Source organism: Ruegeria sp. AA6 (assembly GCF_056542865.1).
In genome coordinates this window covers 169,688-196,399 of sequence record NZ_JBQGAN010000006.1, presented here as the reverse complement: position 1 = coordinate 196,399, position 26,712 = coordinate 169,688, and the positions used below count along the sequence as shown (strand labels likewise).

Annotated in this window: 23 protein-coding genes, 1 tRNA gene, 1 pseudogene and 1 riboswitch; of the genes and pseudogenes, 13 read left to right on the top strand and 12 right to left on the bottom strand. The window is 54.7% G+C overall.

Features of this window, described 5'->3' with window-relative positions; all coding sequences use genetic code 11:
• Positions 1–85 precede the first annotated feature (85 nt).
• On the bottom strand, positions 86–1,513 hold the full coding sequence (locus ACR0LN_RS10740; RefSeq protein WP_480429659.1) for a calcium-binding protein: 1,428 nt from the start codon (positions 1,511–1,513) through the stop codon (positions 86–88).
• A 739-nt stretch (positions 1,514–2,252) separates the two neighbouring features.
• On the bottom strand, positions 2,253–4,196 hold the full coding sequence (locus ACR0LN_RS10735; RefSeq protein WP_480429692.1) for an acyltransferase family protein: 1,944 nt from the start codon (positions 4,194–4,196) through the stop codon (positions 2,253–2,255).
• Between the two features lie 641 nt (positions 4,197–4,837).
• On the opposite strand from ACR0LN_RS10735, the gene ACR0LN_RS10730 reads away from it, so the two are divergent.
• Both ACR0LN_RS10730 and ACR0LN_RS10725 read left to right on the top strand, forming a co-directional pair.
• Positions 4,838–6,001: a tyrosine-type recombinase/integrase gene (locus ACR0LN_RS10730; RefSeq protein ID WP_170528646.1), complete on the top strand. Its 1,164-nt coding sequence runs from the start codon at positions 4,838–4,840 to the stop codon at positions 5,999–6,001.
• A gap of 104 nt (positions 6,002–6,105) precedes the next feature.
• On the top strand, positions 6,106–6,738 hold the full coding sequence (locus ACR0LN_RS10725) for a tyrosine-type recombinase/integrase (protein WP_170493045.1): 633 nt from the start codon (positions 6,106–6,108) through the stop codon (positions 6,736–6,738).
• A 136-nt stretch (positions 6,739–6,874) separates the two neighbouring features.
• Here the strand turns inward: ACR0LN_RS10725 and ACR0LN_RS10720 are convergent, their stop codons facing one another.
• Entirely contained in the window at positions 6,875–8,149 is a 1,275-nt protein-coding gene (locus tag ACR0LN_RS10720; protein ID WP_480429658.1) for an adenylate/guanylate cyclase domain-containing protein, read from the bottom strand.
• Between the two features lie 364 nt (positions 8,150–8,513).
• On the opposite strand from ACR0LN_RS10720, the pseudogene ACR0LN_RS10715 reads away from it, so the two are divergent.
• The 4 genes and pseudogenes from ACR0LN_RS10715 to ACR0LN_RS10700 form a co-directional block, all read left to right on the top strand.
• Positions 8,514–9,005 (top strand): annotated as a pseudogene (locus ACR0LN_RS10715) (AraC family transcriptional regulator ligand-binding domain-containing protein); the annotation flags it as partial.
• Between the two features lie 39 nt (positions 9,006–9,044).
• Positions 9,045–9,416 (top strand): helix-turn-helix transcriptional regulator, encoded by a 372-nt coding sequence (locus tag ACR0LN_RS10710; protein WP_480429691.1) that lies wholly within the window; start codon positions 9,045–9,047, stop codon positions 9,414–9,416.
• A 125-nt stretch (positions 9,417–9,541) separates the two neighbouring features.
• Positions 9,542–10,369, top strand: a complete 828-nt coding sequence (locus ACR0LN_RS10705) for an NAD(P)H-binding protein (RefSeq protein ID WP_480429657.1) — start codon at positions 9,542–9,544, stop codon at positions 10,367–10,369.
• Between the two features lie 28 nt (positions 10,370–10,397).
• Complete coding sequence (locus ACR0LN_RS10700) at positions 10,398–10,826, top strand: DUF4345 domain-containing protein (protein ID WP_480429656.1); 429 nt, start codon at positions 10,398–10,400, stop codon at positions 10,824–10,826.
• A gap of 454 nt (positions 10,827–11,280) precedes the next feature.
• On the opposite strand, the gene ACR0LN_RS10695 is transcribed toward ACR0LN_RS10700, so the two are convergent.
• A complete protein-coding gene (locus ACR0LN_RS10695; protein WP_480429655.1) occupies positions 11,281–12,072 on the bottom strand; it encodes a DUF3299 domain-containing protein in 792 nt (263 codons plus the stop codon).
• A 90-nt stretch (positions 12,073–12,162) separates the two neighbouring features.
• Entirely contained in the window at positions 12,163–13,911 is a 1,749-nt protein-coding gene (locus tag ACR0LN_RS10690) for an amidohydrolase (RefSeq protein WP_480429654.1), read from the bottom strand.
• 559 nt (positions 13,912–14,470) lie between these two features.
• Between ACR0LN_RS10690 and ACR0LN_RS10685 the strand changes: the two genes are divergently transcribed.
• The 3 genes from ACR0LN_RS10685 to ACR0LN_RS10675 are packed head-to-tail and all read left to right on the top strand — an operon-like array spanning position 14,471 to position 16,219.
• Positions 14,471–14,674 carry a helix-turn-helix domain-containing protein gene (locus ACR0LN_RS10685; RefSeq protein WP_058272705.1) on the top strand — a complete coding sequence of 68 codons (204 nt, stop codon included), beginning with the start codon at positions 14,471–14,473 and terminating at the stop codon, positions 14,672–14,674.
• Positions 14,674–15,180 (top strand): helix-turn-helix domain-containing protein, encoded by a 507-nt coding sequence (locus ACR0LN_RS10680; protein ID WP_480429652.1) that lies wholly within the window; start codon positions 14,674–14,676, stop codon positions 15,178–15,180. The genes ACR0LN_RS10685 and ACR0LN_RS10680 overlap by 1 nt, the downstream gene beginning before the upstream one ends.
• Positions 15,158–16,219 (top strand): tyrosine-type recombinase/integrase, encoded by a 1,062-nt coding sequence (locus ACR0LN_RS10675; RefSeq protein ID WP_170528624.1) that lies wholly within the window; start codon positions 15,158–15,160, stop codon positions 16,217–16,219. The genes ACR0LN_RS10680 and ACR0LN_RS10675 overlap by 23 nt, the downstream gene beginning before the upstream one ends.
• On the opposite strand, the gene ACR0LN_RS10670 is transcribed toward ACR0LN_RS10675, so the two are convergent.
• The 3 genes from ACR0LN_RS10670 to ACR0LN_RS10660 all read right to left on the bottom strand — a co-directional run bounded on the left by ACR0LN_RS10670 (position 16,220) and on the right by ACR0LN_RS10660 (position 19,037).
• Entirely contained in the window at positions 16,220–18,073 is a 1,854-nt protein-coding gene (locus ACR0LN_RS10670) for a 7-cyano-7-deazaguanine synthase (RefSeq protein ID WP_480429650.1), read from the bottom strand.
• Positions 18,048–18,827, bottom strand: a complete 780-nt coding sequence (locus tag ACR0LN_RS10665) for a hypothetical protein (protein ID WP_170644466.1) — start codon at positions 18,825–18,827, stop codon at positions 18,048–18,050. Before ACR0LN_RS10665 ends, ACR0LN_RS10670 begins: the two co-directional genes overlap by 26 nt.
• Positions 18,828–18,961: 134 nt before the next feature.
• A tRNA-Lys gene (locus tag ACR0LN_RS10660) sits at positions 18,962–19,037 on the bottom strand.
• Positions 19,038–19,248: 211 nt separating this feature from the next.
• Here ACR0LN_RS10660 and dapF point away from each other — a divergent pair.
• Positions 19,249–20,091 carry a diaminopimelate epimerase gene (gene dapF / locus ACR0LN_RS10655; protein ID WP_480429690.1) on the top strand — a complete coding sequence of 281 codons (843 nt, stop codon included), beginning with the start codon at positions 19,249–19,251 and terminating at the stop codon, positions 20,089–20,091.
• Complete coding sequence (gene mtaB, locus ACR0LN_RS10650) at positions 20,088–21,344, top strand: tRNA (N(6)-L-threonylcarbamoyladenosine(37)-C(2))-methylthiotransferase MtaB (protein ID WP_480429649.1); 1,257 nt, start codon at positions 20,088–20,090, stop codon at positions 21,342–21,344. Before dapF ends, mtaB begins: the two co-directional genes overlap by 4 nt.
• Before the next feature lie 138 nt (positions 21,345–21,482).
• Here mtaB and ACR0LN_RS10645 read toward each other — a convergent pair whose 3' ends face one another.
• The 3 genes from ACR0LN_RS10645 to petA are packed head-to-tail and all read right to left on the bottom strand — an operon-like array spanning position 21,483 to position 24,210.
• The gene (locus ACR0LN_RS10645; RefSeq protein ID WP_480429647.1) at positions 21,483–22,265 is read right to left on the bottom strand and encodes a cytochrome c1; all 783 of its coding nucleotides are present in this window, start codon (positions 22,263–22,265) and stop codon (positions 21,483–21,485) included.
• A gap of 17 nt (positions 22,266–22,282) precedes the next feature.
• Positions 22,283–23,614 carry a cytochrome b gene (petB, locus tag ACR0LN_RS10640; RefSeq protein ID WP_480429645.1) on the bottom strand — a complete coding sequence of 444 codons (1,332 nt, stop codon included), beginning with the start codon at positions 23,612–23,614 and terminating at the stop codon, positions 22,283–22,285.
• Positions 23,615–23,625: 11 nt separating this feature from the next.
• The gene (gene petA / locus ACR0LN_RS10635) at positions 23,626–24,210 is read right to left on the bottom strand and encodes a ubiquinol-cytochrome c reductase iron-sulfur subunit (protein WP_480429644.1); all 585 of its coding nucleotides are present in this window, start codon (positions 24,208–24,210) and stop codon (positions 23,626–23,628) included.
• A gap of 484 nt (positions 24,211–24,694) precedes the next feature.
• Between petA and ACR0LN_RS10630 the strand changes: the two genes are divergently transcribed.
• The gene (locus ACR0LN_RS10630) at positions 24,695–25,141 is read left to right on the top strand and encodes a c-type cytochrome (RefSeq protein WP_480429642.1); all 447 of its coding nucleotides are present in this window, start codon (positions 24,695–24,697) and stop codon (positions 25,139–25,141) included.
• Between the two features lie 42 nt (positions 25,142–25,183).
• On the opposite strand, the gene ACR0LN_RS10625 is transcribed toward ACR0LN_RS10630, so the two are convergent.
• Positions 25,184–25,792: a glutathione S-transferase gene (locus ACR0LN_RS10625; protein ID WP_480429641.1), complete on the bottom strand. Its 609-nt coding sequence runs from the start codon at positions 25,790–25,792 to the stop codon at positions 25,184–25,186.
• Between the two features lie 109 nt (positions 25,793–25,901).
• Positions 25,902–26,102, top strand: a riboswitch (FMN riboswitch).
• Between the two features lie 73 nt (positions 26,103–26,175).
• Between ACR0LN_RS10625 and ACR0LN_RS10620 the strand changes: the two genes are divergently transcribed.
• Positions 26,176–26,616, top strand: coding sequence for a 6,7-dimethyl-8-ribityllumazine synthase (locus ACR0LN_RS10620; RefSeq protein WP_480429640.1), 441 nt, complete (start codon positions 26,176–26,178; stop codon positions 26,614–26,616).
• Positions 26,617–26,712: the final 96 nt, after the last annotated feature.

The window sequence follows — 26,712 nt, the reverse complement described above, 5'->3', positions numbered from 1 at the left end:
TCCGTCCTGAAAATGCATGAAGGGGACCAACTGCAAGAAAGGTCGTTGCACGATGGCAGCAAAAAAGCGGAGCGCCAAAAACTCTCTACAGCAGGTAGTTTATGTCGATGTCTTCGCTAAAGCTGTCGGCAACATCTTTTACCAGAATGGATTGACCTTCACCTAATGTGACCTCAATCCGGACGTCTGACCCCACCTTTTTGGTTGTCACCATGCTGCTATCAATTCCCACAGCAAAGAAGATGCCGTCAAAACCAATTTCGAAATCGGTTATTGTGTCGTGCCCAAATTCATCTTCGAAAATGAAGGTATCCGAAGTGAAGTCGCCGCCAGGAGTGTTGGCTGAAAGAGTGTCTTTGCCAAAGCCCCCAATTATAAAATCAGGAGCTGCCCCACCCACAATGCTATCGTCACCAGCTCCACCAAAAAGCTCATCGGAACCGGTTCCGCCTATAACTGTGTCGTTACCCTCGTCGCCATATAGAATATTTGTGCCATCGCCGCCGTGAACACTGTCATTTCCTTCGCCAGCTTCAACTGTATCCGACCCATCGCCGCCCCAAATGGTATCGTTGCCATCACCACCCAGTAAGCTGTCCGATCCGTTGCCTCCGCCAAGCGAGTCGTTGCCGTCTCCGCCTTCAACCGTATCCGATCCGTCTCCGCCCCAAACGGAATCTTGGCCTTTACCCCCTTTCAGGTCGTCTGATGCGAGGTCTCCGGTGATTTCATCGTCACCTGTCCCACCGTAAACAATATCCTGACCAGCGCCCCCAGCGACAATGTCATTCCCATCAGAGGCATAAATACTATCGTTACCGCCGCCGCCGTCGACTATATCATTTCCGGCACCGCCTCCTACCGTGTCGTTGCCGCCGCCGCCGTTTAAACTGTCAGCCCCTGATCCACCCGAAAGTACGTCATTGTCGTCACCACCCCAAAGCGTGTCTGCATCGTCGCCACCGTACAGCCGATCCGCTCCTTCGTTGCCAAAAAGAACGTCGTTTCCTTCGTCGCCTATCAAAGTGTCATCACCCGTAAGGCCAAAAAAGCGGTCGTTTCCTTCAAAGCCTTGTGCTCGGTCATTAAACGAACCTGTTATGTATACGTCCTCGCCCGCAGCGCCGATGAAATCGTACTGCAAAGGGACAACGAGCAAATCGCCGAATGTGACCTCTGTGGATTGCGCGTTTGAGTTTAGCGTGTCTAGCGCCGCGTTCAGCCCCGTGAAACTCCAGGCATTTTGCGGATTTTCCTCTTCATAGGCATAATAATAGCTAACCTGACCCGTAAACCGGCCAGTGTCCGGGTCAATTCCGAAACCCGTGCCAAATACCAACTGTACGTATGTGATATCCGAATTGAAGCCACCTTCGAATGTCAGCATCGCCAAAGTATCCGACACAACGGAGTAGGAATCAGTCTGTTGAGCAAGTCCGTTTACAAAATTTGGGCCAAACCAGTCACCGTAGATTGTAACAGTGGCAGTGCTCAGGTTCAGACCTGTGGCCATATCGATATCTCCCAATTTTTTAGCATAAACATCAATGCCTTTTGCAAGGCTGACACCATAGAATTGTGACAACTTCTCTGCGATTGGCTGAAAAATCAATACCCCAATGGGTTGAGCTTCCGCTCCCCTTGGTTTGTTTGAGACCCGCGGGGATTTTTAAAAAAGCCAAGATTGAGGATGATTGAATATTGCCCGAAACAAACCTGCTTTCACCGTTCGATAGAAGAGCAAACAAAAGGCACGTTACGGATTACTGCAAATAGCAGGTCTCACCTGACGACACCGGTATTCTCTGGCTGCTGCGCAACGAACCCCTACAATTGACCCGGGGGAAGAAATGATGACAAAGAGATTTGCCGCGCAGCAATCATGACGAAATCAGAATGTGGCGACCCTCTTCTACCCCCGAGTGGGGGTGAATTGAGGCTAAGCATTGGAACTTATGCCCCTTTGAGAGAACCGCGCCCCCAAGCGTTATTTTGCTGAACACATCGCTAGGATGCAGGTTGTTGCCACTTTGCTCCTATGGAGAGATGCGGCCCTTTAGGAGGGGTTCTGGCGGCGACTATGTTCAGAGCAACGCACTTGCGACTTAGTTGAGCCATGCTCATGATCAAACCTCGCGCCAGGCGAAGACGAATTCGGAAGAAAGTGCGCACGGGTAAGTTGTTATCAGACCAAATCATAGTCGGCCCCGAACTTGAAAGGTGCTTCCGCGCCACCGACCCGAGGCCAAAGTCTATTCAGTGGTTAATATCTGCTGCAAATTGGCAAACTTAGTTACCATCAAGCGAAGAACCTCGTCGCTGCCGGGCGGTGTCCAATGGCCGTAATCGTAAATGATGGGGTAGCCGTCTGAACGAAGAAAAACGCAATCTCCGTCACATATTGCGTCGTGGCTGGAAATGTACTGTACAGGAGAAAGGGAAAACTCGTGCTTAAGGCGCTCGTCAACCCGTTTGAAAGGCGCCATGTCAAGCTCCGAGTAAACCCGATCAATTTGTTCTATTGACCGGCTTGTTCCTGCCACTACGTCCAATGGTGGGTGAAATTCCGGGCGCGGCCCCCACAGAACGATCTCCAACCCCTCTTGAGTTAAAGCCTCAAGTTTTTTTCGAAGCCTTTCAACGTTCCCCTCCCGCAGTCTCAGCGCATCATATCCCTCCTCAGGTTTGCCCTTTAAGAGCGCCGCCCCGCGCTGGGAGTATATGGCGAAGTCGACTTTAGCTTTGTTTTTGTTCAACCAGTCCTCAACAATTTGGTAGAAGGCATAGCAACGATGGGTCTTTTCGCGTTCTTTGCTGTAGGCACAACCAGCATCCCAAAACAACAAAATATCACGATTTGGAAAATTCCGTTCGAGCCCCATCCAAACGTCTGACGCGTGACTGTCCCCAAAAACCACTACCACGTCTTCCAAATTGTCAGGATTACAATGCTCCGATTGAACTTCGTAATTCTGCAAGGTCATGGATCTAGAAAAACAATTGCTACTGTGCGTAACGTCGCCCCGATCATCCTTGCCAGCTGCTACTCTCTCAGCCAGCACTAGAATTTCCGGCGACAATCGCGTGACAAAACCTTCAGAGAGTTCAGTTGCTCCAATTAGGAAAACTAACGAACAGCCAGCAAAGGTCGATGAGGTTAACAGCTTCCGGCTACTGACTTTATTCTGGGGTTCTCCAAACTTGACCCTTTGACGGCGAAAAGGTTGTTCAACACAAATGTACATCAGCTGTGCCAACGCCAAAGTAACGAGAGTTAGAAGGACTATCTCGGCCAAGCTGTCGGGAAAGCCAGCCAGAGAGAAGTAGAAAACAACAACCGGCCAGTGAACGAGGTAAAGGGAATAGCTAATCCGACCGATCCAAACGCAAATTCCGCTTGTCAAAAGTCGATTTATCCATGCATGAGGTCCTGCCCAAATCAGAATTCCGGCGCCAAGGCATGGTACGAGCGCAGAAGCTCCCGGAAACCGAGTTTCAGCATCGTAAGAAACAACGGCAAAGATGATCAGGGCTGCGCCTACCACAGAGGCAAGTGAGCGAAACAGTACCCGCCTATCATATCGGATCTCAAAAAGCCCTAATCCTGCACCAACTCCAAACTCAAACACTCGAAATGGTGGCAAATAAAAGACCGCGTCCGGTGAGTCTTGCAGGAAAAACTCTGCCGCTGCCAAACTCAGAACGGATAGCAAAAGCAATACCATTGTGAGGCCAATGCGTCCCAGTTTCCAAGCGAACAATAGGATAAGAGGCCATACAAAATAAAATTGCTCTTCCACGCCAAGTGACCACGTATGCAGAAGAGGTTTGTAAATCGCGTCGGTATCGAAATACCCTGCGTTCCACCAAAAAAACACATTGGAAACAGAAAACAACGCGGCCAACGCGGAGCGCCCCTGTTCCTGCGCGTGAGCCGGAGAAAGCACAAAAGCACCCACGCACAGTGACAAAAATAGTGTGACAAACAGTGCGGGCCCGAGGCGGCGCAATCGTCTCATGTAGAATTCTGAGAACGCGAAACGGCCTTTTTGAATGTCGCGAAGCAGTATTGATGTAATCAAAAAGCCACTGATAACAAAGAAGATGTCTACGCCAACAAAACCGCCAGATAGCACGCTGACGCCCATATGAAAAAGGACTATGGGAATCGCGGCGACTGCTCTCAAACCGTCAATATCTGCGCGGTAATTTTATCTTATTGTCATCCGGGGAGCCTAGGAGAATTTTTGATGGCTGAGTCACGCTTATCGGGTAGAGATTGCTGAATGACAACTCCTGTCACCTCTAAATTGCTGTGTTTACACCAGCCCTCAGCGTTACTTAGTAAAGTCTCCAAAACCGCCATCGTCATACTCACAGTGTCACTTTGATTAACCCCGGCCCAAAATCAATTGAGGCCACCGACGATCATCGGAAGCGCGCCGGTAACTGAGACAAAATCTGACCTCTCGCCTAAAGTTGGGATAACGGTATGGCGTTCGCAGTTGTGAATGTATCCCTCCTGCAACTATTTTCTCCGAGTTGCAGCGTTTCCGTATTGCTTCCGGCGAATAGATAGTTGACTAGGGCGGTTTGCGCGAGGTCGCGTAGACAGTTGATATTATAGAAAAAAGTGGTGAGCCGTGCAGGATTCGAACCTGCGACCCACTGATTAAAAGTCTTATTATCTCATTTTCGATAGCATTATAGCCAATTCGATTGAACAGTATATTCTCTTAAATAACAGAAGTTTTAGCGTGCAGAGGTTTCTTAAAGACCCTTCCCAACCCTCCGCACTTTGCTTACCTTGTGCTTACCCAATCCGTCCGAGACCAATATGCCCAACGTCAGATTAACAAAATCAAGTGTCGATCGCCTTTCAGCAACAAACCGGGACACGATCTATTGGGATGACGGTCTGCCGGGTTTTGGACTCCGCGTGAAAACAACCGGTGTCAAAAGCTTCGTAGTTCAATATCGCAACAAACAAACCGGACGGTCGAAACGCAAGACACTTGGGCGATATGGGCCGACCTTGTCATTGGGCGCCGCCCGCGAAATGGCACGCGCGATTCTTGCTGACGTGGTGCGTGGCGGAGACCCTGTCGCGGACGCTCAAACGCTCAGGCATTCACCAACGGTGAACTTACTTGCCGAGCAATACATGACCGCACATGCGGAGCCAAAGAAACGTCCCGGTAGTGTTCGGAATGATCGGTCAATGCTGGACCGATACATTCTCCCCAAGCTTGGTAACCTTAAAGTCATTGAAGTGACGCATCAGCATGTTCAGAAGCTTCATAATCAAATGCGTGATACTCCATATCAAGCCAATCGCACTCTGGCCCTCATGTCGAAAATGTTTGAACTGTCTGTGCGCTGGGGTCAGCGTTCTGACAATCCGGCGCGCGGCATAGAAAAGTTTCCCGAGGAAAAGCGGGACCGCTGGTTATCTGACGATGAGCTGCAAAGGCTGTTGGTGGCTCTGTCAGAGCATCCAAATCAGGTTGCAGCCAACGCTATCCGACTGCAACTCCTGACAGGTGCACGGATCGGCGAGGTCCTGACGGCAAAATGGGAAGACTTCGATTTGGATCGAGCGGTCTGGACAAAGCCGTCGCACCACACAAAGCAAAAGCGACGAGAGCACCTGCCAATATCGTCAGCAACCTGTGATTTGCTTGCGGCAATGAGCGCAGGGGATTCTCCTGAGAGTCGCTGGTTGTTTCCGGGACGCTCTCCGGACCAACCGTACAAAGATCTGAAGAAATTTTGGAGCTCGGTCACCACATCAGCAGGCCTTCAAGACTACCGTATCCACGACAATCGGCATACGCATGCGTCGCATCTCGTTTCCAGCGGTCTGAGTCTGCCTATAGTTGGTCGATTGCTTGGACACACGAACCCGTCTACCACGCAACGCTACGCGCATCTCGCAGATGACCCGTTGCGGCAGGCAGCGGATGTGATGGGTAAGAAGATCAGCGGTGGCAGTTCCTGAAACCTGAGAATTTCCTGTGCTGAAGACACGCGAGCGGCAATCAGACTACAGCTGTCGGCACAGTGTCGATGTTTGGGACGGAAGGGAATGGACGGAGATATAAGATGTCCAAATCTCTACTTCCCGTTGTCACAACGCGTCGTCCGCCTTGGAACAAAGGCAGACTAGTCGGACAGAAGCGGCCATTGCAGTCAAAGCAAGTCTGGGCCATTCGCGCTCGGCTCGAACTTGCAAACAAGCTGAGAGACCTAGCATTGTTCAATCTTGCCATCGATAGCAAGTTGCGCGGGTGCGATCTCGTCCGCCTGAGGGTTAACGATCTCGCCGTCGGCAATTCTGTTCGCGATCGGGTATCCGTTGTTCAACGTAAAACTGCGAAGCCGGTGCAATTTGAAGTGACGGAGAATACACGTGAAGTCGTGTCGCAATGGGTTTCTTCTCAATATATGCATGGACAACGGTATCTGTTTCCAAGTCGTATGCATGCTTTGCCGCATCTTTCGACCCGGCAATACGCTAGGCTTGTCCGGGAATGGGTGTCAGCGATTGGTCTCGATCCGTCCAGCTACGGCACGCATTCGCTTAGGCGCACCAAAGCGGCTTTGATATACAGAAAGACCGGAAACCTACGTGCCGTTCAACTTCTGCTCGGTCACAGCAAAGTGGACAGTACGGTGCGTTACCTTGGCGTCGAGCTTGAAGACGCGCTTAGTATTGCCGAACGCATCGATCTTTAACCTTTTAGGCGGGCGGGATCGTCCGCTCGCCGCTCCCAAGCAGACTTTCGGAATCTCCCGTTAATCTTCCGCTTCGAGCCCTAAGAGGACATCAGCCGCCTGGTAACTCTGCATCAATTACCGGAGCGGTGGGCTGTCAAACCAAGGGTTCGAATGAGAAGACTTCCACGCCGTCGTCGAAACCGCGCAAGGTGTGTGATCCCAACGTGCTGGGCGTTTCGGTGACAAGTTCGGCAAACTCGCTCGTTGCAAGAAGGGGTGCATCAAGGGACCGGGTCAGCCCCTCCAACCTGCTGACCATTGCGACGGAAGTCCCGGTCACCGTGAAGTCCAGCCTGCTTTCAGTTCCCACGTTGCCGTAGATCGCCGCGCCCATGTGCAGGCCGATTCCAAAATCCGTTCGATTCTGTGGCTCGATTTCCTCGCGCCTTTGAAACGCTTCCCGTGCCGCCGACAGGGCTGCCTCGCACATGCCCTCCGGCAGCCGCCGATGACCATCAAACGGGAAAATCGCGAGCAATCCATCACCGACGAACTTCAGCACTTCGCCACCATGGTCGTGTACCGCACCCGCGACACAGTCAAAGTACCGGTTGACCGCGGCCACGTAGTCACCCGGTGACAGGCGTTGGCTCAGGGCCGTAGAGCCGTGCATGTCGCTGGACAGAAGTGCACAATCGATCTCGCGGACATCGCCACGCGATATTTGGCCGTTCAAGACGGATCGGCCTGAAATCCTGCCCAGGTAGGCCTCCATCAGTTCAGCCGCCAGGAACTGCTCCGTGAAGACGTGGACGGTGCCAAACAGTGGTATCGACAGTCGCGTGAGGCCGTCGATTTCCCGCTGTGTAAAGCCGGAGCGCCTTTTTGTCGCGAAGGACACTGAAGCGCCCAGTACCCACTGCGTGCCGCTTTCGAAGGTAATGCTCCGTTTGCCAAACGGAACGGAAAAGACCAGGTAATCGGTGATGCCCGATGCAGCCAGCTTCTGGTAAATCGGATATTTGTCGCGGGTTGACGGATCGGTCAGATTGGCACGCAGCACCGGCATCATTTCCATCTCGCCGACCAGCCCGTCGGCCAGATCCCAGATATCACTTTGAAAGAACTTGGAGGCTATTTTGGCGGTCAGCTTGGTGTTTTCGCCAAACGGCGCCTTGTCAAAAAGGTCATCGGTCACTGAACTCCGTGGCATGACGGTCCAGTCTATGCGGTCCGTTGATGCATCCCAAGTTGCATCGACCAGTCCGATGACGGGATGCATCATGAGACGGCCCAGCGAAACCCGCGCGACTGGCACACCGCCGTCGATCAGCCTGTGACTGAGATGCTCAACCAGGCCACCAACATCGCCGTCGAAAAAGGCCAGCTTTTGCAACCAGTCTGCAATACGGTCGAAAACATCGGACATGACGCACTCCTCAACCCGCACTTTGTAATAGACGACCGCGCATGTCATTTGAATTGTTGAGCGGCCCATGTGGCCGCTTTGTCCGCAAAGTAGAAGTTCAAGCAAGTTGCAGCGAAAGACCGCTCTGCGGACAAACCAGCCGTTTCTGGTAAATTCTGCAACGTCTGCTTTCCCGAATGACCCTCAGCCTCATCCAGAGTTTGCGCACAGGTTGCCAATTTGCAGCTTGGGCTCCTTCAGCTATCCTTGCCGAATGGGATGGATTTCGACGGTCTTCGTACACAAAGCTCTGGATGCTGCAGTCGCTCTTGAAAGCGTCGATCTGGATGTGCGCACGGCACTTTCCTAAAGCGTCGACCTAGACCCTTCGGCTCCGGTTGATCCCGGTGCAATGATCTCAGACGGCGACTTCTTTGGGCTGCTAGAACGCATCGCTGAACTCGATGATCGCGGTCGATCTGTTCCGATATACATGGGTGCATCAATGCGTTGTGATGACTACGGCGCTTTTGGGTTTGCGTTCAAATCTGCCCCTAATCTTCTCGGCTCCTACGCCCGTGTTGAACGCTATGGGAAGGTCGTGACCTCGATTGCCAATTTCCGCGTAGAACGGTCGGTGACCTCGGTCTTTATGGAAGTCATTCAAGGACGGGACCGGCGTCCTGGCCTCAGGATGACCAATGAACTGGCTCTAGCCGCCGCGCTGTCTCTCAGCCGGGAAGTCGGCAGCGATGAGTTCTCTCCAGTCGCCGTTCATCTTTTGGCGGACCGTCCCGAGGATGACGGCGTGTATCAAGAGCACTTTCGTTGTCCAATTCATTTCAATGCTGAGCGCGACGCACTTGAAGTCACTACGGCAGCAGCAAGCCAGGCAAACCGATTGTCTGACGATGGCATGTCCAAGTTTTTTGAGACACATCTCGACACCCAGCTTAGCCAGATCAATGACACGTCCGAGCTTGAGCGGCGCATTTTGGATCAGATCCGTGAGGCGCTCAGTGAAGGTGTGCCAACGCTTGCGGAGGTGGCGGAGCGTTTGGGTATGAGCACCCGGACTTTGCAGCGCCGTCTGTCCGCAGATGGTCTGGCCTACCAAGACTTGGTGCTAGACGCGCGAAAATCACTATCCGAGCAACTGCTGCGGCGCACGGACTATGCTTTAGCAGAAATCGCCTTTTTGACCGGATTCTCTGATCAGAGCACGTTCACTCGGGCCTTCAAACGCTGGCGCGGAGAAACGCCAGCAAACTATCGGCGCGGCGCTTAAGCCTAAACTCAAACCGTCGAATTGGCGTTGGCGTCTTGAGCCCAAACACTGGCGTCCGATGCAAATACGGTGGCGCCCAGCGACGGCTATCCCTTGGACATCACGTCAACCAAGGGAGACCACACATGACATCCAAACCAATCCTCATCACAGGCGCGACCGGAAAGACCGGGTCTCGCGTCCTGGCTCGGCTCAAAGCCGCGGGGCATGATGCCCGCTCAGGCTCGCGAAAGGCTCCTGTGCCCTTTGACTGGGACGATCCAGCCACATGGGAGAAGGCCCTGCGCGGCATGGGAGCAGTCTACGTCAACTATCATCCAGACTACGCATTCCCGGGCGCCATAGAGAACCTAACGCGTTTTAACGGTGTCGCTGCGTCTTGCGGTATTGAACGACTGGTCATTCTGACCGGTCGTGGCGAGCATCATGCGCAACTTGGCGAAGAGGTGATCGCCAAATCAGACCTGGACTACACCATCGTCCGCTCTGCCTGGTTTGCGCAGAACTTCTCCGAAGGGTCTCTCTGGGAACCTGTGATGGACGGTGTCCTCCCAATGCCGGGCGGTGATCTTGAGGAGCCTGTCATCGATATCGATGACCTTTCTGATGTCATAGTCGAGGCTCTGACGGAAGCTGGCCATTCTGGCCAGACTTATGAATGCACCGGTCCAAGGTTGCTGAGCTTCGCTGAGGTCGCCGACATACTGTCCGGTGCGTTTGGGCGGCGTGTCGATTATCTGCCGATCTCTTTCGAGGATTTCCATGCCGAGCTTGAGGCGACGAGCGGAACCGTTTTCGCCGATATCGTCACAAGCATCTCGCGCGAAACCTTCGACGGTCGGAATGCCAAGATCGGCGACGGCGTGATGCGCGCCATCGGTCGCGCGCCCCGCGACTTCACCGAATTCGCACAAGCCGCGGCAGCAGCGGGCAAATGGGCCAAAGCGGCCTAACGAACTCAAGCCAAAAAGAACAAGAAACATGCAACTTACACGTTTTCAGAAGATCGCTCTTGGGATCAGTGGCCTCACGGCACTGGCTATCGGCACCTTGATCACTCTGGCGCCTCATGCCTTCTATGCCGGCTACGGCATTACGCTTGGACAGGACCCCAACCTACTGAACGAGCTTCGCGCACCCGGCGCAGGACTGGCGGTATTTGGGTCGCTTATGCTGGCAGGCGTCTTCCGCGAGGCCATGGCACCAATTGCGCTTGCTGTCGCGCTTACGGTCTTCCTCGCCTTCCCCGTCGGGCGCATCGTGGGCATCGTCATGGATGGCATGCCGTCAGGCAGCGTGATCGGCGCTCTGGCATTTGAGATCATCATCGCGGCCCTTCTGCTCGCGGCGTTTAGGCCGACGCGCACAGCGGGCTCCAGCCGGGAGCGGCTTGTCGACCTGCCTCGCTAAACGGTCTGTCAACTCGTGTGCGGTTCCGGGATGCCGGGACCGCCAAATCCGTGTTTTGCCAACGAGGCAGACGAAGAAGCCGACGTTGGTGCCCTGCGCGGCTAAGGCTGCTTCGGGCTCGGTGCGGACATCTGAGCATTTTTGTCGGATGTCCGCTTAGGATTGGATAGCAGACCCAACCCTACAAGGCGCCAACGTCTGCCTTGCGGACTTTGCGGCCATCCGCGTTTTTTCTCCGAAGGGCCGCAGGCAGCCCATAGCAGACCTTCATTAATGTGCTTTGCAAAGGCTGAATTGTGAAAAAAGCGGCTATCTTGTTCGTCGTGAACAGTCCTCCGCTTCTCAAACATAGCGGTGATCCAATCTAAAGGGGAAATCTAGTGCAACCGCGCACTAACGTTAGCGTCCATGCTTGGAGGTTGCCGAAAGCTATGGACTAATGAGGGTCTCAAAATCAGGGCGTAAACACTTCAACTAAATTCGCGTTTAGTTTGTAAGTGGATTCCACGTTCGACTGGCCGTCGTAGAATACAACGTCGCTAACCCTGCTTTCAGCTAACAGTTCCCCTTCGATCCAAAATGCCTCGAAAATCGACTTGAATTCAACGCCACCGGGGTAATCAACATGAATGATCTGGTTGGGCGGCTGCGCAGGTGTGTGAACGCAAGATCCAGCAACCGGGACAAACAGGAACTCAGTGACAACTCGTCCACTGAGTGTAAGCGGTACTATGTATCCAGGCAGCTTGATTGCCGTACCCAGCTTTTCTAAGTTTGGACCGCGCCCGATTGAGCTGTTTTGCGCAATGATCTTTCGACGCTCATGCATCAGCTTTTCAACGTCGACTTCATTCGCCGCCAGAACACCAGTGGCTGCGTAATATTCTCTGATAAAATCAGGATCAGAGCGCGTAGCGGTTCCGGACGTTCGCCAACGAACTTGCGTTCTCATTGCGTTCAACAACGGATCCGGCAAGGATTCAAACGGAGCTTCCAGAGACTTCAGGTTTGGCTTCAAGTCAAGCCAGCTATCCGCTACTTGTTTCTGAATAAATCCATCCAGCGCAGTGGAGTTTGAAGCATAAGTAAAATCATGCGCGCGCCGAGACATGTCAAAACGCTTCGCCCCTGAAGGAGACGTTTGGGCGGCAAGTTCTGGCGAACCTTGGGCAACCTCCGCCTGAGCAGCATTCACATCCGCGAACGCGAAAACAAAAACTACCAGAGCGATCAAGTTGCTTGTCATTTCAGAGCTCTAAAGTTTCCTATTTTAGTAGCGTTGCAGCCTAGTTCATCGCACTGGCCCACTTTATAAAGGCACGTTCATTCCCGCGTTTCAAAGACCATCTTTGTGTGTGAATACTCCGCCTTTCATGGTGGCGATGATCTTCACATCCGCAATGTCAGAAGGAAGCACCGAGAAAAGGTCATCTTCCAGAATAACCAGGTCAGCGTACTTACCAAACTCCAAGCTTCCGATCTTGTCCTCCATCCTCGCTTCATATGCACCACCAAGCGTCGCGGCGTATATACATTGGTCTAGCGTGAGAGCCTGATATACCGGCGGGAAGATACGATCATCGTCCGGGTTAGTCGGATCGCGCCGCGTAACGGCTGCTTCGCATAGCGTTAATACGCCCATGAGGTTAGGATCGGTACTGGGAACGTCTGCACCGATACTGACCGGCGCGCCCGCGTCCATCAAAGTACGGATGCGTTGAAATTCGGAAACAGTCCTTTCAAGGCCCATGATTTCCAAGGCACCGTCAAGCCCACCGCTCCAAGTCGTGCCCCAAATCGGGGTGATATTAGACAGGATATTGTGCTGAATGATGCGATCAATATCATCAGGATGCGCAAAAGCTAAGTGTTGAAGCGAATTGCGGGCTTCGGTGTATCCGGCGTTCTTAGCGTTGACAAAAGTGTCAACGGTTTCGCGAACGGTTTTTGAGCCATCTACATGCACCGAGACGTCAAGTCCGGCAGCATTTGCTTTGAGGACGACTTCATCTGTAAGGGCAGCCGATACACCTCGCACTGCCGTTTTTTCAGGCAGGTCCAGCCAAGGCTCGAGCATGACCGATGCATGGCTTGTGTGAACCCCTTCCGGGTGTATCTTAATTCCAAGCACGCGAACTTCATCGTTGTCGAATGAAGACTTCAGTTCCAAAGTATTGGCCACCGCATCGTCGGCATTGAAATCGTCACCTTTGACAAGGGTCATCATCAACGTACGAAGCTTGAGTGTACCGTCGTCAGCTTGTGCTTGCAGGATTTCCAATGCCTTTTTAGTGTCATCTTTGTGTTTAGCCTGAGACTTGATGTTCGGTGTCACTAGGCCTTGGTTAATGTAGGTGGTGTAGCCAAATTTCGCGGCTAAATCATAAAGCTGTGTTTGGCTCTCTGGGATCATCGTATCCGGCTGCCATGCACCAGATTCCACATAGGCTCCCATCCACGCAAATTCTTTCGCGTAGCCCGTTGGATTACCCTCGTCATCTCTTACAAAATAGATCAAGCCGGGAACGGGGTCGGGGGTGTCTTTGTTCACGCCTCCCATTTCCATTGCCTTGGTGTTCATCCACGCATCATGAATGGTGTAGTCTTGCAGGAACACGGGTCTGTCAGGAACAATTGCATCCAAATCGGCAGCCGTGAACTCACCGCCCATCAGAGTCGCATTCCATCCAATGCCACGGATAAACTCTTCGTCGGGATTGGCGTCCGCATACTCTTTAATTAACTTGAGATAATCCTGTTTGGATTGACCAGAGCCCAATTGGACACCCAATTGCGTCCACCCGGATGCGACAAGGTGTTCGTGGCCGCTGACAAAGCCCGGCAGCACCGTTTGTCCTTGAAGATCGATGACCGTTGTTTCTTCTCCGATCAGGGATTGGACCCCATCATCGGAACCAACGTAGAAGATTTGCTTTCCCGAAATAGCAATTGCTTCAGCCTCGGGTCGTGACGCATCCATAGTGTAGATGTTGCCATTCAATAAGACGGTATCAGCGGTTTGGGCTACAGAGTTTGTGGCGAAAGAGGTCAACAAACCGACTGTTATCATCATCCACTTCATCATTCGCACTCCCAACCCGCAGAAAAGACTAAGGAAAGCATGAAACATAATGTCTGCATGTCAAATAAATTTTAGGCGCCTCACTTCATGGCAGAAGGCTCAGTCGCAAAACAATCAAAAGGTCACTGACACAGAGCGAAACGGCCGATATTCTCAACTAACTCAGCGAACTGTTAAAGCTCAGATCGTGTGGGTGTAAGGTAATTTCTTTTGGGCAGTTGTCATAAATTTGCAAAGTCCGCGTTCTGCGCATAGCCGCCGTCGGTTGATCGCGCAGCATCGGTCACTATGGGCTCGAAGCCGTCTTCCAAGCATTTTTGATTAACGTCAGCTTTCGGGTCGTTTGCAGCCGCTGACTCCCTGCGATTTGGGTGGCAAGGTTACGCATTTTGCGGATGGGTCACACCTTTCTGATTAAAGTCACATAATATCAATGATTTAGCCCTGGCATGTGTCACGCCTTTATTGGCGGCGGCCACAGATTTTAGAGATCCGATCCCTCACTTTGTTCAACAGAAGCGGACCGAACTTCCTCGTGCCGCAGTGAGCAATTGAGGTTGATATGCCCAAGTTGACACAAGATCAGCTGGCGGAGCGGTGGCACATGTCGCCGCGGACGCTGGAGCAGTGGCGCTGGCTCGGAAAGGGGCCCAGGTTTTTGAAGATCGGCGCGCGCGTTTTATACGATGAAGGCGTGATCGAAGCCTTTGAGGAGGCGCAGGTCTGCCAGAATACATGCGGACCGATTTCCGGGGAGGGTGTGTAGTGGCAAAGTCCTTCCCCTCACACAAAGTCAAATCGCACCTTGTCTACACAGTCTGGGAGGTGGCGGACGTTTTGGGCTGTCATCGCCAGACCGTCATTCGCTGGATTGGGAACAACGGACTTGCGGCTGATACCAGCAGCAAGCCTTGGTTGATCGAAGGACATGTGCTCAAGGACTTCCTCGGACAAAGACAACGCAAGGCGCGGTGCAAGTTGGCATTGCATCACTGCTACTGCCTCAGCTGCAGAGGTCCGCGCGAACCCGACGGCAAGATCGCTGACTATGTTCAGGAAACAGCTTCCAGCGGCCGCCTAACAGCCCTCTGTCCCACGTGTGGTGCGGTCATGAACAAGATCATTCGCCGTTCAGATCTGGAAGCCATTCAGGCCAAACTGGAGGTCACACTTCAACAAGCCTCCCCAAGATTAGTGTCCTGTACCGAAACTCATTCAAAAGTGACCTTGAAAGAGGAGCCCGAGACCCATGCCAAAACACACCTCGGATAACCTGCGCATCAAGCGCAAACACCTTGTCTGGCTGAAGGACGCAAAGGGGCTGTCGCAATCTTCGATCGACAAAGCTGCAGCGTCGATTGCCATCTATGACAGATGGCTCAAAGGCAAGGACTATAGGGCGTTTCATTCAGAAAGGGCGCGCGCGTTCAAACGCCATCTGCAAAGTTTGCGCAACGAACGCACGGGCGCCCCATTGTCGGCTGCCACGATAAACGGTGTGTTGCGCGATGTAATGAAGCTCTTTGACTGGATGGCGGACCAACCGGGGTACAAGTCAAAGATCTCACGCTCAGACATCGCCTATCTCACGCCGGACCGCAAATCGGAACAGGCCCGTCGTAGCACTCTTTGGAAGCCGCATCCGTCTCCCGAACAGGTGGACCACCTTTTGTCTTCAATGCCGGTGGAAACCGTAATCCAGCGCCGTGATCGCGCCCTGATTGCCTTCTTGTTCCTGACCGGATCGCGCGAAGGTGCGGCCATCACAGTGCAACTGCGACACGTCGACCTTGCGAACAGATGCGTGCAGTTTGACGGACGTTCCGTGGATACGAAGTTTGGAAAGTCCTTCACGGCCAGCTTTTTTCCCTTCGGTGATAACGTCGAACAAATTATGCGAGAATGGATCGGAGAGCTTCGTAAGGACCATCTCTTCTCAGACACAGATGCTTTATTTCCAAAAACGCGCGTTGCTGTTGGCCCGTCTCGGCGCTTTGAGACCATGGGGATCGCGCGTGAGCCGTGGGCAGGCCCGTCATCAGCGGCCGGAATCTTCAAGAAAGCCTTCATCAACGCTGGGCTGCCACCGTTTTCGCCGCACCGCGTGCGAGATACGATCGCAGAGCTGGCAAAACTTCACTGCAGGACACCAGAGGACTATAAAGCCTGGTCGCAGAACATGGGACACGACGACGTGATGACGACGTTCAGCTCCTATGGTTCTGTTTCACCTGGCCGTCAGGTCGAACTGATGGGGCGGTTTCGCCGCCGTGGACCGTTGCCAGACGAGGACGCGGTTATTGATGAATGATCAGCTCCGGTGACGCACCCGAACGACCACGCGCTCGGGAGCAAGCCGGTATCCATGCCAAGGGAGATTTTCAATCAGCTCTTGGGGCTTATCAACTGACAGGCCAGCGGACTCCAATCTCCCTGCAAGCGTTCTGCGAGCAGTCTGAATTCTCCGTCTAACGGCTTCGTCGGATTCAACGCCTAATTTTTCAACGAGTTCGCCAGATTTCACGCAGTGATGGTCCATGGGTTCGAGACCTTCACCAGCAGAACGGAGCCACTCTTCAGCCAAGACCACTAACAGGTCAGCTGTGGCATTTTTCTTAAGCTCAACATGTTCGCCGATCACAACCAAACGGGAGGCTTTGTCGATTTCTATGGACAGCGGAAGTTGCTGTTTCTCGTTTTTATCAACTGAGGCCGCAGGTACGAACGGCAAGGTCAAGGCGCTCTGCATCGCACCATATAGTCTTGGCAAACTCTGTTCAGGGAACTCACCGGGTGACTTGCTTTCAAGAGTTTGACGCATCACCGATGTGACCGCCTTTCCATGGCGGTTCAGCAAATCTGCGATCATCACCATGGCTGTGTCTGGCGGATTGTCGAGGTAATTGACCGCATCCAACACAACGGGGAAATTTCGGATCAGTGCATCTGGCGTGGCGTTTTCAAACAACACTGCATTGCGCACATAGGACAACGCCATCTCCCGGTCGATGCCGTTCGGTCGAGCGTCCGACATCAAGTCCACGCGATACGCATCTTCAGGGTCAAAACGTTCAAGCCCTATTGAGAGCATCGCAAAACGCCGATCGATACACTGCGAACAGCGACCGCAATGGAAGTATTGATTGGTTTGATTATGCACATCCGCGCAACTGCGCGTCTCGACAATTTGATCTGCCATCCCAAGTTGGGAGATGCGCTCCACGACTTCAGCTTTAGTGCGCGCGAAGTAGGGATTGTCGACGCGCATATCGTTCTCGAAAACAAGCTGCAGAAAACCGGTCAACAGGTTGAGTGCCTTAGGATGGGTCGTTCTCGTCGCTCGCGTTCCAATGACACTGCCAACCGGCGGCAGGTTGAGGCTCACAACGCCGTTTTCATGGAACGACAAGCGGTCCAGTCCGAAGGCCTTTGCAGTGATCGACCCAAGTACCGCGAACAAGAATGAGCGCGTGCGACGCGTTCTTTCCGCAGTCGATCGACCCTTCAACTGGGCGCTCATGGGAATGTGACGGCACTTTTCCGGTCCGTACCGTTTGCTCAACGCTGAGATCAGCCGTTTCTGGACCGGCGCTATTTTCGTGGACGAGGCATGACTGACCAAAGCAACCCGATGCTTCTGTTCCACGATTTCTTCCACAGCGCCCGCAAAGGAATCGAGCCCGCCGGAAAACATCAAGACACGGTGGGGCTTCCATGAACTATTTCGACCGAATTTGAAGAAGCGCGATCGCTCTGCATCCGGTTCGTCTTTGATCGAAAAAGAAAATTCAAAGCGATCGCCGGATAGAAACATCAACGTTTCTTCCAGAGCCTGTATTACGCTCTCACGTTGCCAGAAATCCAGATCGCGTACCGGCATGGTGGCTACGAACCGTCTGTGCCACTTCTCACCCATCTTCTGATCTGCCAAACCACCACGGCTGACTGCCGCGTCCGCGCAATAGACAAGCGCGGCAATCTCCAGCAAATCGAGCGCACGATCCTGCAATCCCTCGACCAATTGACGGTTCAATTGTCCAATCCGTAGCGTCATTGCGACTTCGCGGCCAGCAATGTCGAGACGCAGGACTTCATCACCGCCGCTTTTTGTCAGGGGCGGCAACCATCTGACTTCAACTTCAGGCAACGGCGCGACGGCGCCCAAATTCCGAGCGCATCTTTTTGAACGCGTAAGCTGTGAACTTGTCTATTGCATCGCGATCAAGCGCCTGCTTCTGCCAGACGGTTTTGCCATACCAGCCGCCCGCATATTCTTCGACGATTCTAGACACTTCAAATGTGTGCTGGGCCAGGGCTTGTTGAAATGCCACTCGCTGTGCATCGGTTGAAAAGCGTCGATCCTCGCCAGTGTGATTGGCGAGTTCCCGGCTCAGATAGTAGTCTAGAGAGCGGTATGTCAGCCGGGCAAAGAAATCCCGCGCGAGTCTCGCAAATGCATCACCCACGGCGAAACTCGCGAGTGCTTGGCGAATTTCTTGCGGTGTCGGTTCAAACAGCGATGGCAACCGGTCGTGCAGCTGAACGGAAAGGCTTTCCAAGAGCGCGGCCTTCGCCAATTCGCCTGCATCTGAGGAACCTCGGAGATCAAAACTGTTGCGATCAACAACGCGTTCCAATCCTGCAAGCAGTCCTGTCACAGAGTTAAGCTCTGATCTGTCGATTCCGAGATCGACCAAAGCGTCTTCGAAGCCAGGGGCCCTCGCAAGCAAAGGCAACCGCACCAGAAGATCACTTACAAATTGAAACCGAGGGTCACGACTCGCCCGTTTAAGATCTTTGTCGGATGCATCCGCTGCGGCCTCGGCGATCTGTTCGACCGGCGCATTGGTTGCGATCAGATCAACGACCTCGCGCCACTTCCTGGACCGAGGCAAAGTGCCAAGCCTGATGTGTCCCATCCGCTCCTCCCTTGCCTGAAGAGTCATTCAACCATCAGGCGAATGTAAAGGGAAAAATGGCGGCCTTCGCTTACCCTGCGCTTACCCGAAGCGAGTGTTAGGCATGAGATCGCCTCGTAAGTCTTTGAAAACAGTGGTGAGCCGTGCAGGATTCGAACCTGCGACCCACTGATTAAAAGTCAGTTGCTCTACCAACTGAGCTAACGGCCCACTCTTTCGTTGGATCTTTTCGATCCGTGGCGCTCTCTAAGGCATTTTCCCAACCGGGTTCAAGTCCCTATTTTGCACCTCGCTTCGCTGTAACTTAACTTGTTTCCAGCGTCCCGATAGGCGGCCTAATTAGGCAGGTGGCGCGGGGGGGTCAACCCCTTTTTTCAGGATTCTTCACCATAGGGTGGATTCCTATCCAGACCATCGTTATATGCCCGCCATGCAACAGATACACGATACCGGATTGCCCTTCATGAAGATGCACGGGCTCGGCAATGACTTTGTCATTGTGGATGCGCGCGCGCGGCCTATTGGGATTTCTCCTGCTCTCGCCAAGGGAATCGGGCATCGGCAGTTCGGTGTTGGTTTTGACCAGTTGGCTGTGATCGGTAATGGCGAAGCGGATGCGCATCTGGTGTTCTACAACGCGGACGGCTCGACTTCGGCCGCTTGTGGGAACGCGACGCGGTGTATTGCTCGGTTTCTGATGGATGAGACCGGTAAGTCCGAGCTGACCCTGACGACAGAACGCGGTACGCTTTATGCTCGCGACGCCGGGGATGGCTTAACAGCAGTGAATATGGGGCCGCCGCAACTGGACTGGCACGAGATTCCGCTGGCCGAAGAAGTCGACACATTGGTACTGCCAATCGAGGGCGGTCCGACCGCCACAGGGATGGGTAACCCCCATTGTACGTTCTTTGTCGACGATGCCGAGGCGATTCCCTTGACCGAATTTGGCGCACGCTACGAATACCACCCGCTCTATCCAGAGCGTACCAATGTGCAGGTGGCGCAGATTATCGGACAGGATCACATTCGTATGCGCGTGTGGGAGCGTGGTGTGGGCATCACGTTGGCCTCGGGGTCGTCTTCGTGTGCGACGGCTGTGGCCGCCGCGCGTCGCGGCCTGACAGGGCGCAAGGTGCAGATTGATCTGGATGGCGGCACCATCTGGATCGACTGGCGTGACGACGGCGTCTGGATGACCGGGCCGACGGCCCATGTGTTCTCGGGCACGCTAACCCCAGAGTTTCTGAGGTCACTGGGATGAGTGCCCCCAAATTCACCACTCTGGGCTGCCGCCTGAACGCCTATGAGACCGAGGCGATGAAGGAACTGTCGCAGCAGGCAGGTCTGTCCAACGCAGTTGTGGTGAATACCTGCGCGGTGACCGCCGAAGCCGTGCGCAAAGCTCGGCAAGAGATTCGCAAACTGCGCCGGGAAAACCCCGATGCGCGGCTGATCGTAACCGGGTGTGCCGCACAGACCGAGCCCGAAACCTTTTCCCAAATGGATGAGGTCGACGCCGTCATCGGCAATACCGAGAAGATGCAGCCTGACACCTGGAAAGGTATGGCCGCTGACTTCATTGGCGAGACCGAGACCGTGCAAGTCGATGACATCATGTCAGTCACCGAAACTGCGGGCCATCTGATCGACGGGTTCGGCACCCGTTCTCGCGCCTATGTGCAGGTTCAGAATGGTTGTGACCATCGCTGCACCTTCTGCATCATCCCCTATGGCCGAGGAAACTCGCGCAGCGTCCCAGCGGGCGTGGTGGTGGATCAGATCAAGCGGCTTGTGGATAAGGGTTATAACGAGGTCGTACTGACCGGAGTGGACTTGACCTCATGGGGTGCGGACTTACCGGCACAGCCCAAGCTGGGCGATCTGGTGATGCGGATTCTCAAATTGGTCCCAGACCTGCCGCGCCTGCGGATCAGTTCGATCGATTCGATCGAAGTGGATGAGAACCTGATGCAGGCCATCGCGACCGAGCCGCGCCTAATGCCGCATTTGCACCTGTCGCTGCAACACGGGGATGATCTGATTCTGAAACGGATGAAACGCCGTCACCTGCGTGACGATGCCATCCGTTTTACCGAAGAGTCCCGCAAGCTGCGCCCCGAGATGACCTTTGGTGCCGATATCATCGCAGGCTTCCCGACCGAGTCCGAGGCGCATTTCGAGAACTCGCTGAAACTGGTCACGGATTGCGATCTGACCTGGCTGCACGTCTTCCCTTATTCCAAGCGCGAAGGCACCCCGGCGGCCCGCATTCCGCAGCAGATCAACGGGAATATCATCAAAGACCGCGCCGCCCGCCTACGTGCTGCGGGTGAGGCTCAGGTGGTCAAACACCTAAGCGCTCAGGTCGGCAGAACCCATCGCATCCTAATGGAAAATCCGCATATGGGTCGTACTGAGCAATTCACAGAAGTCACCTTCACCGCCCCCCAACCCGAAGGCCAGATCGTGAAAGCCACAATAAACGGCGCGACCGGTACACAACTGACGACCTGATCCCTCTTCATCTGGCCAAAAATATCTCGGGGTTGAATTGGCCGCAGGCCAAGAAGGGGCTGGCCCCTTCTACGCGGCCTAAACAAAAAACCCCCGCTGCCGGTGGCGCGGGGGTTTCTTCGTTCCGAGGGGGCCAGCTTAGTGTAGCTTCTTGCCCTTATGCGGTGCCCACAGGCGCTTGTTGACCAGGTACAGCAGCACCGACAACAGCGACAGGAAGATAACACCGACGAAGCCCGAGTATTTACGCTCCATCATCTTCGGCTCGGCGGTCCACATCAGGAAGGCTGAGATGTCCTCGGACATGGCTTCGACCGTAGCCGGATGACCATCGGCGAATTCCACCTGATCTTCGGATAGCGGCGGGGCCATCGAGATCCAACCTCCGGGGAAGGCTTTGTTCTCATACAGGATGGTGCCCGCCTCTTCCTTTTCCTCGCCGGTATAGCCATCCAGCAGCGAGGCAATGTATTCCGGGCCGCCCATACCTTTGAGCAGCTGGTTGATTCCGGTGCCTTTGGGGCCATGGAAGCCAGCACGGGCCTTGGCCATCAGGCTCAGGTCCGGTGCGCCAACACCGTTGTTGGCCGGGAAGTGGTCGGTCGGGATCGCCGGGCGGAAATCGTCCAGCTCGGGGTCAAACACTTCGAAGTTGTCGGCCGCATAGGCGATGACTTCTTCTTCCGAATACCCCAGAGCTTCGAGATCACGCAGAGGCACATATTGCAGGCCGTGGCAGGCCGCGCAGACTTCGGTATAGACCTGAAGGCCGCGCTGCAGCTGGTTTTGATCCCAGGTGCCAAAGGGCCCTTCGAAGGAAAAGTCGAAATCCTCGACATGCCCCGCGCCACCCGCCGCGAAAGACGCGGCAGGAGCAAAGGCCAGAGCAAACGCGGCACCGATTGCAAGTTTCTTGAACATGATTCCGGTCCCTCTTCTTACTCGGCCGGCGTGGCGTCGGCGTCAGCCTTGCCATAATGCGCGTTGAAGTCTTCTTCGATGGTCTCGGGCTGTGCCAGAGGCTTCTCGATCACACCGAGGATCGGCAGGATCACGAAGAAATAGGCGAACCAGTAGGCGGACGCGATCAACGACCAAGTCGCATAAGGCTCTTCTGCGGGCATCGCACCCAGCCACATCAGGGCAAAGAAGTCGATGACCAGCAGGTAGAACCACCATTTGAACATCGGACGGTACTTGCCCGAACGCACGGTCGACGTATCCAGCCAAGGCGCCAGAGCCATCGCCAGGATCGCACCGAACATCGCAATCACACCAAAGAACTTGGCGTCGATGATGCCGCCGGTGATGAAGCTGGCGAACTGAACAACCCAAACTTCACCAGTGAAGGCACGCAGGATCGCGTAGAACGGTAGGAAGTACCATTCGGGCACGATATGCGCAGGTGTGACCAGCGGGTTGGCTTCGATGTAGTTGTCCGGGTGGCCCAGATAGTTCGGCATGAAGCCGACAACCGCCCAGAACACAACCATGATAACTGCCAGAGCAAATAGGTCCTTGATCACGAAGTAAGGCCAGAACGGCAGCGTGTCTTTCTCGGCCTCGGCTTTCGAACCGCGACGCACTTCAACACCCGTGGGGTTGTTGTTGCCGGTGGTGTGGAAGGCCCAGATATGCACGATCACCAGCGCCGCAATCACGAACGGCAGCAGGTAGTGCAATGAGAAGAAGCGGTTCAGCGTGGCATTGTCCACTGCAGGCCCGCCCAGCAGCCAGGTCTGGATCGCTTCGCCCACAAACGGGATCGCGCCAAACAGGCCGGTGATCACGGTCGCACCCCAGAAGGACATCTGACCCCAGGGCAGAACGTAGCCCATGAAGGCCGTGCCCATCATCATCAGGTAGATCAGCATTCCGATGATCCAGGTGATTTCACGGGGGGCTTTGTATGATCCGTAGTACAGGCCACGGAACATATGGATATAGACCGCAACAAAGAACAGTGACGCGCCGTTCATGTGCAGGTAGCGCAGCATATAGCCGCCATTCACGTTGCGCATGATGTGCTCGATGCTGGCAAAGGCCAGATCGACATGCGGCGTATAGTGCATCACCAGAACGATACCGGTGACGATTTGCAGCGCCAGGCAGAACGCCAGGACGATGCCCCAGATCCACCACCAGTTCAGGTTCTTCGGGGTGGGAATCATCAGGGTGTCATACAGCAGGCCGACGATGGGCAGGCGGCTGTTCAGCCACTTCTCGCCGTTTGTCTTCGGCTCGTAATGATCGTGGGGAATTCCGGACATCTGGGTCTCCCTTAGCCGAGTCTGATGGTGGTGTTGTCGGTCCATTCCGCAGGCGGAACGGGCAGATTTTCAGGCGCGGGGCCTTTGCGGATACGGCCAGCCAGGTCGTAGTGCGAACCGTGGCAGGGGCAGAACCAGCCGCCAAAGTCACCGGCATCACCCAGAGGCACACAGCCCAGGTGCGTACATACGCCCATCTGAACCAGCCACGCGCCGGGTGCTTCGCCTTCGGGCGACGGCATCACGCGGTTGGCGTCGGTTGCCGGGGCATCTGCCGCCAGGTTCGAGTTGCGCGCCAGCGGATCGGGCAGCGCGGCCACGCCTTCGGCGTCTTGTTCCTGCGCTTCTGCGATCTCGGCACCGGTGCGATGACGGATAAAGACAGGTTTACCCAGCCATTTCACGGTCAGCTGCGTACCCGGCTCAACGCCGCTCACATCCACGCGGATCGAGGACAGCGCCTGAACGTCTGCCGAGGGGTTCATTTGGTTGATCAGGGGCCATACGGCTGCACCCGTCGCAACGACACCTGCGCCGCCAGCGACGTAGTAGAGGAAATCTCTGCGGGTGCCTTCGTGGTCTTCTGCGTGGGACACGAGGTTTTCTCCGATTCCGGCGCCCGCATTGCGGGCAAACATGCATCAGCACCGCATCAAAGCGGCGTCTCATCGCGGCTATCTAGCCGGGAGAAATCGGTTCGTCCAGCGGTCATAGGCGCGCACTACGCCGCATCTTGGCATTCATGTCACAACCAAAGGGCAATTTTTCAAGATACAGGCGGGTTTAAGCGGTGAAATCCGCCCTGCATGCGGACGATGGATTTATGTGATTCGGAACGCCCAAACGCCCGACCGGATAAGCTGTTGGGACGGCCCGCACCCATTCGAATTTCAAGAGGCGGGCACGGTTTCGACCAGATTTCGCCACGCAATTTCCTACTTTCCCGGAATGTGTGACCCTTTAAATTCTGAGTTAAAAATAGATATTTTATAACAGCTTACACGTGTTCGATTTCGATTGCACTTTTAACGGGAATCCACGAAGGCGCGGGAAATCACCAACCTTCGCAGGACGTCTCTTATGTCAAAGCTATTTGTCCCAACACTGACCCTTGTTCTGGCCCTTGCGTCTCAGGCCGTGGCCGCTGGCGATCCGGTGAAAGGCGAGAAACTCTATAATCGCTGCTCATCCTGCCATGCGATCATCAAAGACGGAGAAGTTTTGGTCAAAGGTGGCATCACCGGGCCGAATCTGTACGGAGTCGTAGGTCGTGTCGCCGGATCCGAGAATGACTACCGTTACGGCAGCGAGCGTTTGCCCATCGGAATGTTCACCGATGACATGATCCGCGCGGGAGAAGAGGGATTGATCTGGACCGAAGAAAACATCGCCGTCTATTCGCAAGACCCGATCGGTTTCATTCAGGAATTTCTGGACGATGAAACAGCCCGCCCGAACATGAGCGTAAAGCTTAAAAAAGGCGCAGAGGATATTGCCGCCTATCTCGCCACGTTCCAAACTGAGTAACCGCGCCGCGCCCTGCGCCAATTGCGGCGTTGGGCGTTTCGACTAGTTTGGTGGGCGGGTGGCAACCATGCTGGGCCGCTCGTCAAACGCGGCAAACCAGGCGGCAAGCGCGTCATTGCCGTTACGCCAGCCTCGCGCATCGTGGCGCAGGTCCAGATAACCCAGCGCACACCCTATGGCGATCTGTCCCATATCCAGAGGGCCTGACAAATGTGCCATCCAGCGCTGGTTCAGCGCCGCGCAGGCGCGTTCGATTTTGACCCATTGCGCCTCGATCCAATCTTCCCATTGCTTGTCCTCTGGGCGCAGGCGGGCCTCATAGGTCATCAACAACGTGGCATCCAGAATGCCGTCGGCCAATGATTCCAGCGTTAGTACATCCCAGCGCGCCGGACCCTCGGGATAAAGCCCGGCCTTGGCACGCGCATCCAAAAAGGCGCAAATTACCCGGCTGTCAACCAACGTTGGGCCATCCGGGCGCTCTAACGCCGGAACTTTGGTGAGGGGTGCCTTGCTCAGCAAGGGCGCAGCTGGCGAAATCGGCGTGCTTGCGACCGTATCCAGCTCAACATCCTGCAACTGGTCGGTTTCGTGCAGCAAGACCATGACTTTGCGCACATAAGGTGACGTCGGGCTGTGGTAGAGTTTCATTCGCGATCTCCCTCATTGCGCCGACCTTACAGTACATATTCTGCAGCGAAACCCTCAATTCATCCGCATTTAACCCCTTGCGGAACAAGCCGCGTCTTGACAATGTCCGCCGCGTTCTCAGGGCGGGGCGAAATTCCCCACCGGCGGTATGCGGGCCATGACCCGTAAGCCCGCGAGCGGCCCAGCAGTGTCCACGATCCGAAAAGTGGGAACCGGTTTTCGGACAAATAGTGGAACCACCAAAAGGGTGTCAGCAGATCTGGTGAGAAACCAGAGCCGACGGTTACAGTCCGGATGAAAGAGAACGTGTGAGCAGTGCCGCCCAGCGGTGTGCTTGCCCGTGATCGCCTTGGGTGACGTGTCTGTTACGAGAGGAGATTGCGATGACACACACCCGCTATGCTTTCATCAAAGCCAACTGGCATTCCGATATCGTTGACCGCGCACTGGATGGTTTTTTGGAACTCATCCCCGCCGAACAGGTCGATGTCTTCGACGTCCCCGGCGCGTTTGAGATGCCTTTGCTCGCCCGCGATCTGGCCCAGACCGGTCAATACGCCGCTGTCGCCTGCGCCGCCTTTGTCGTAGATGGCGGCATCTACCGGCACGATTTCGTGGCGCAAGCAGTGGTCGACGGCCTGATGCGCGCAGGCATGGATACCGGCGTTCCTGTCCTGTCGGTGTCGCTGACCCCGCACCAATATCAGGAAACCGACCATCATAATGCCATCTATCGCGCGCATTTCGTTGAAAAAGGCCGAGAGGCTGCACAAGCTGCCCTCAAGATCACGCAAACCCGCGCTGAAATCGCAAAAGCGGCCTGAACTTCATCTTTCTTCAAATACTCAAACGCGCTGCCCATCGGGCAGCGCAACCCGCTCTCAACCGCAAATCCGCTTGAGGCCGCGGCCCTTGCCCGC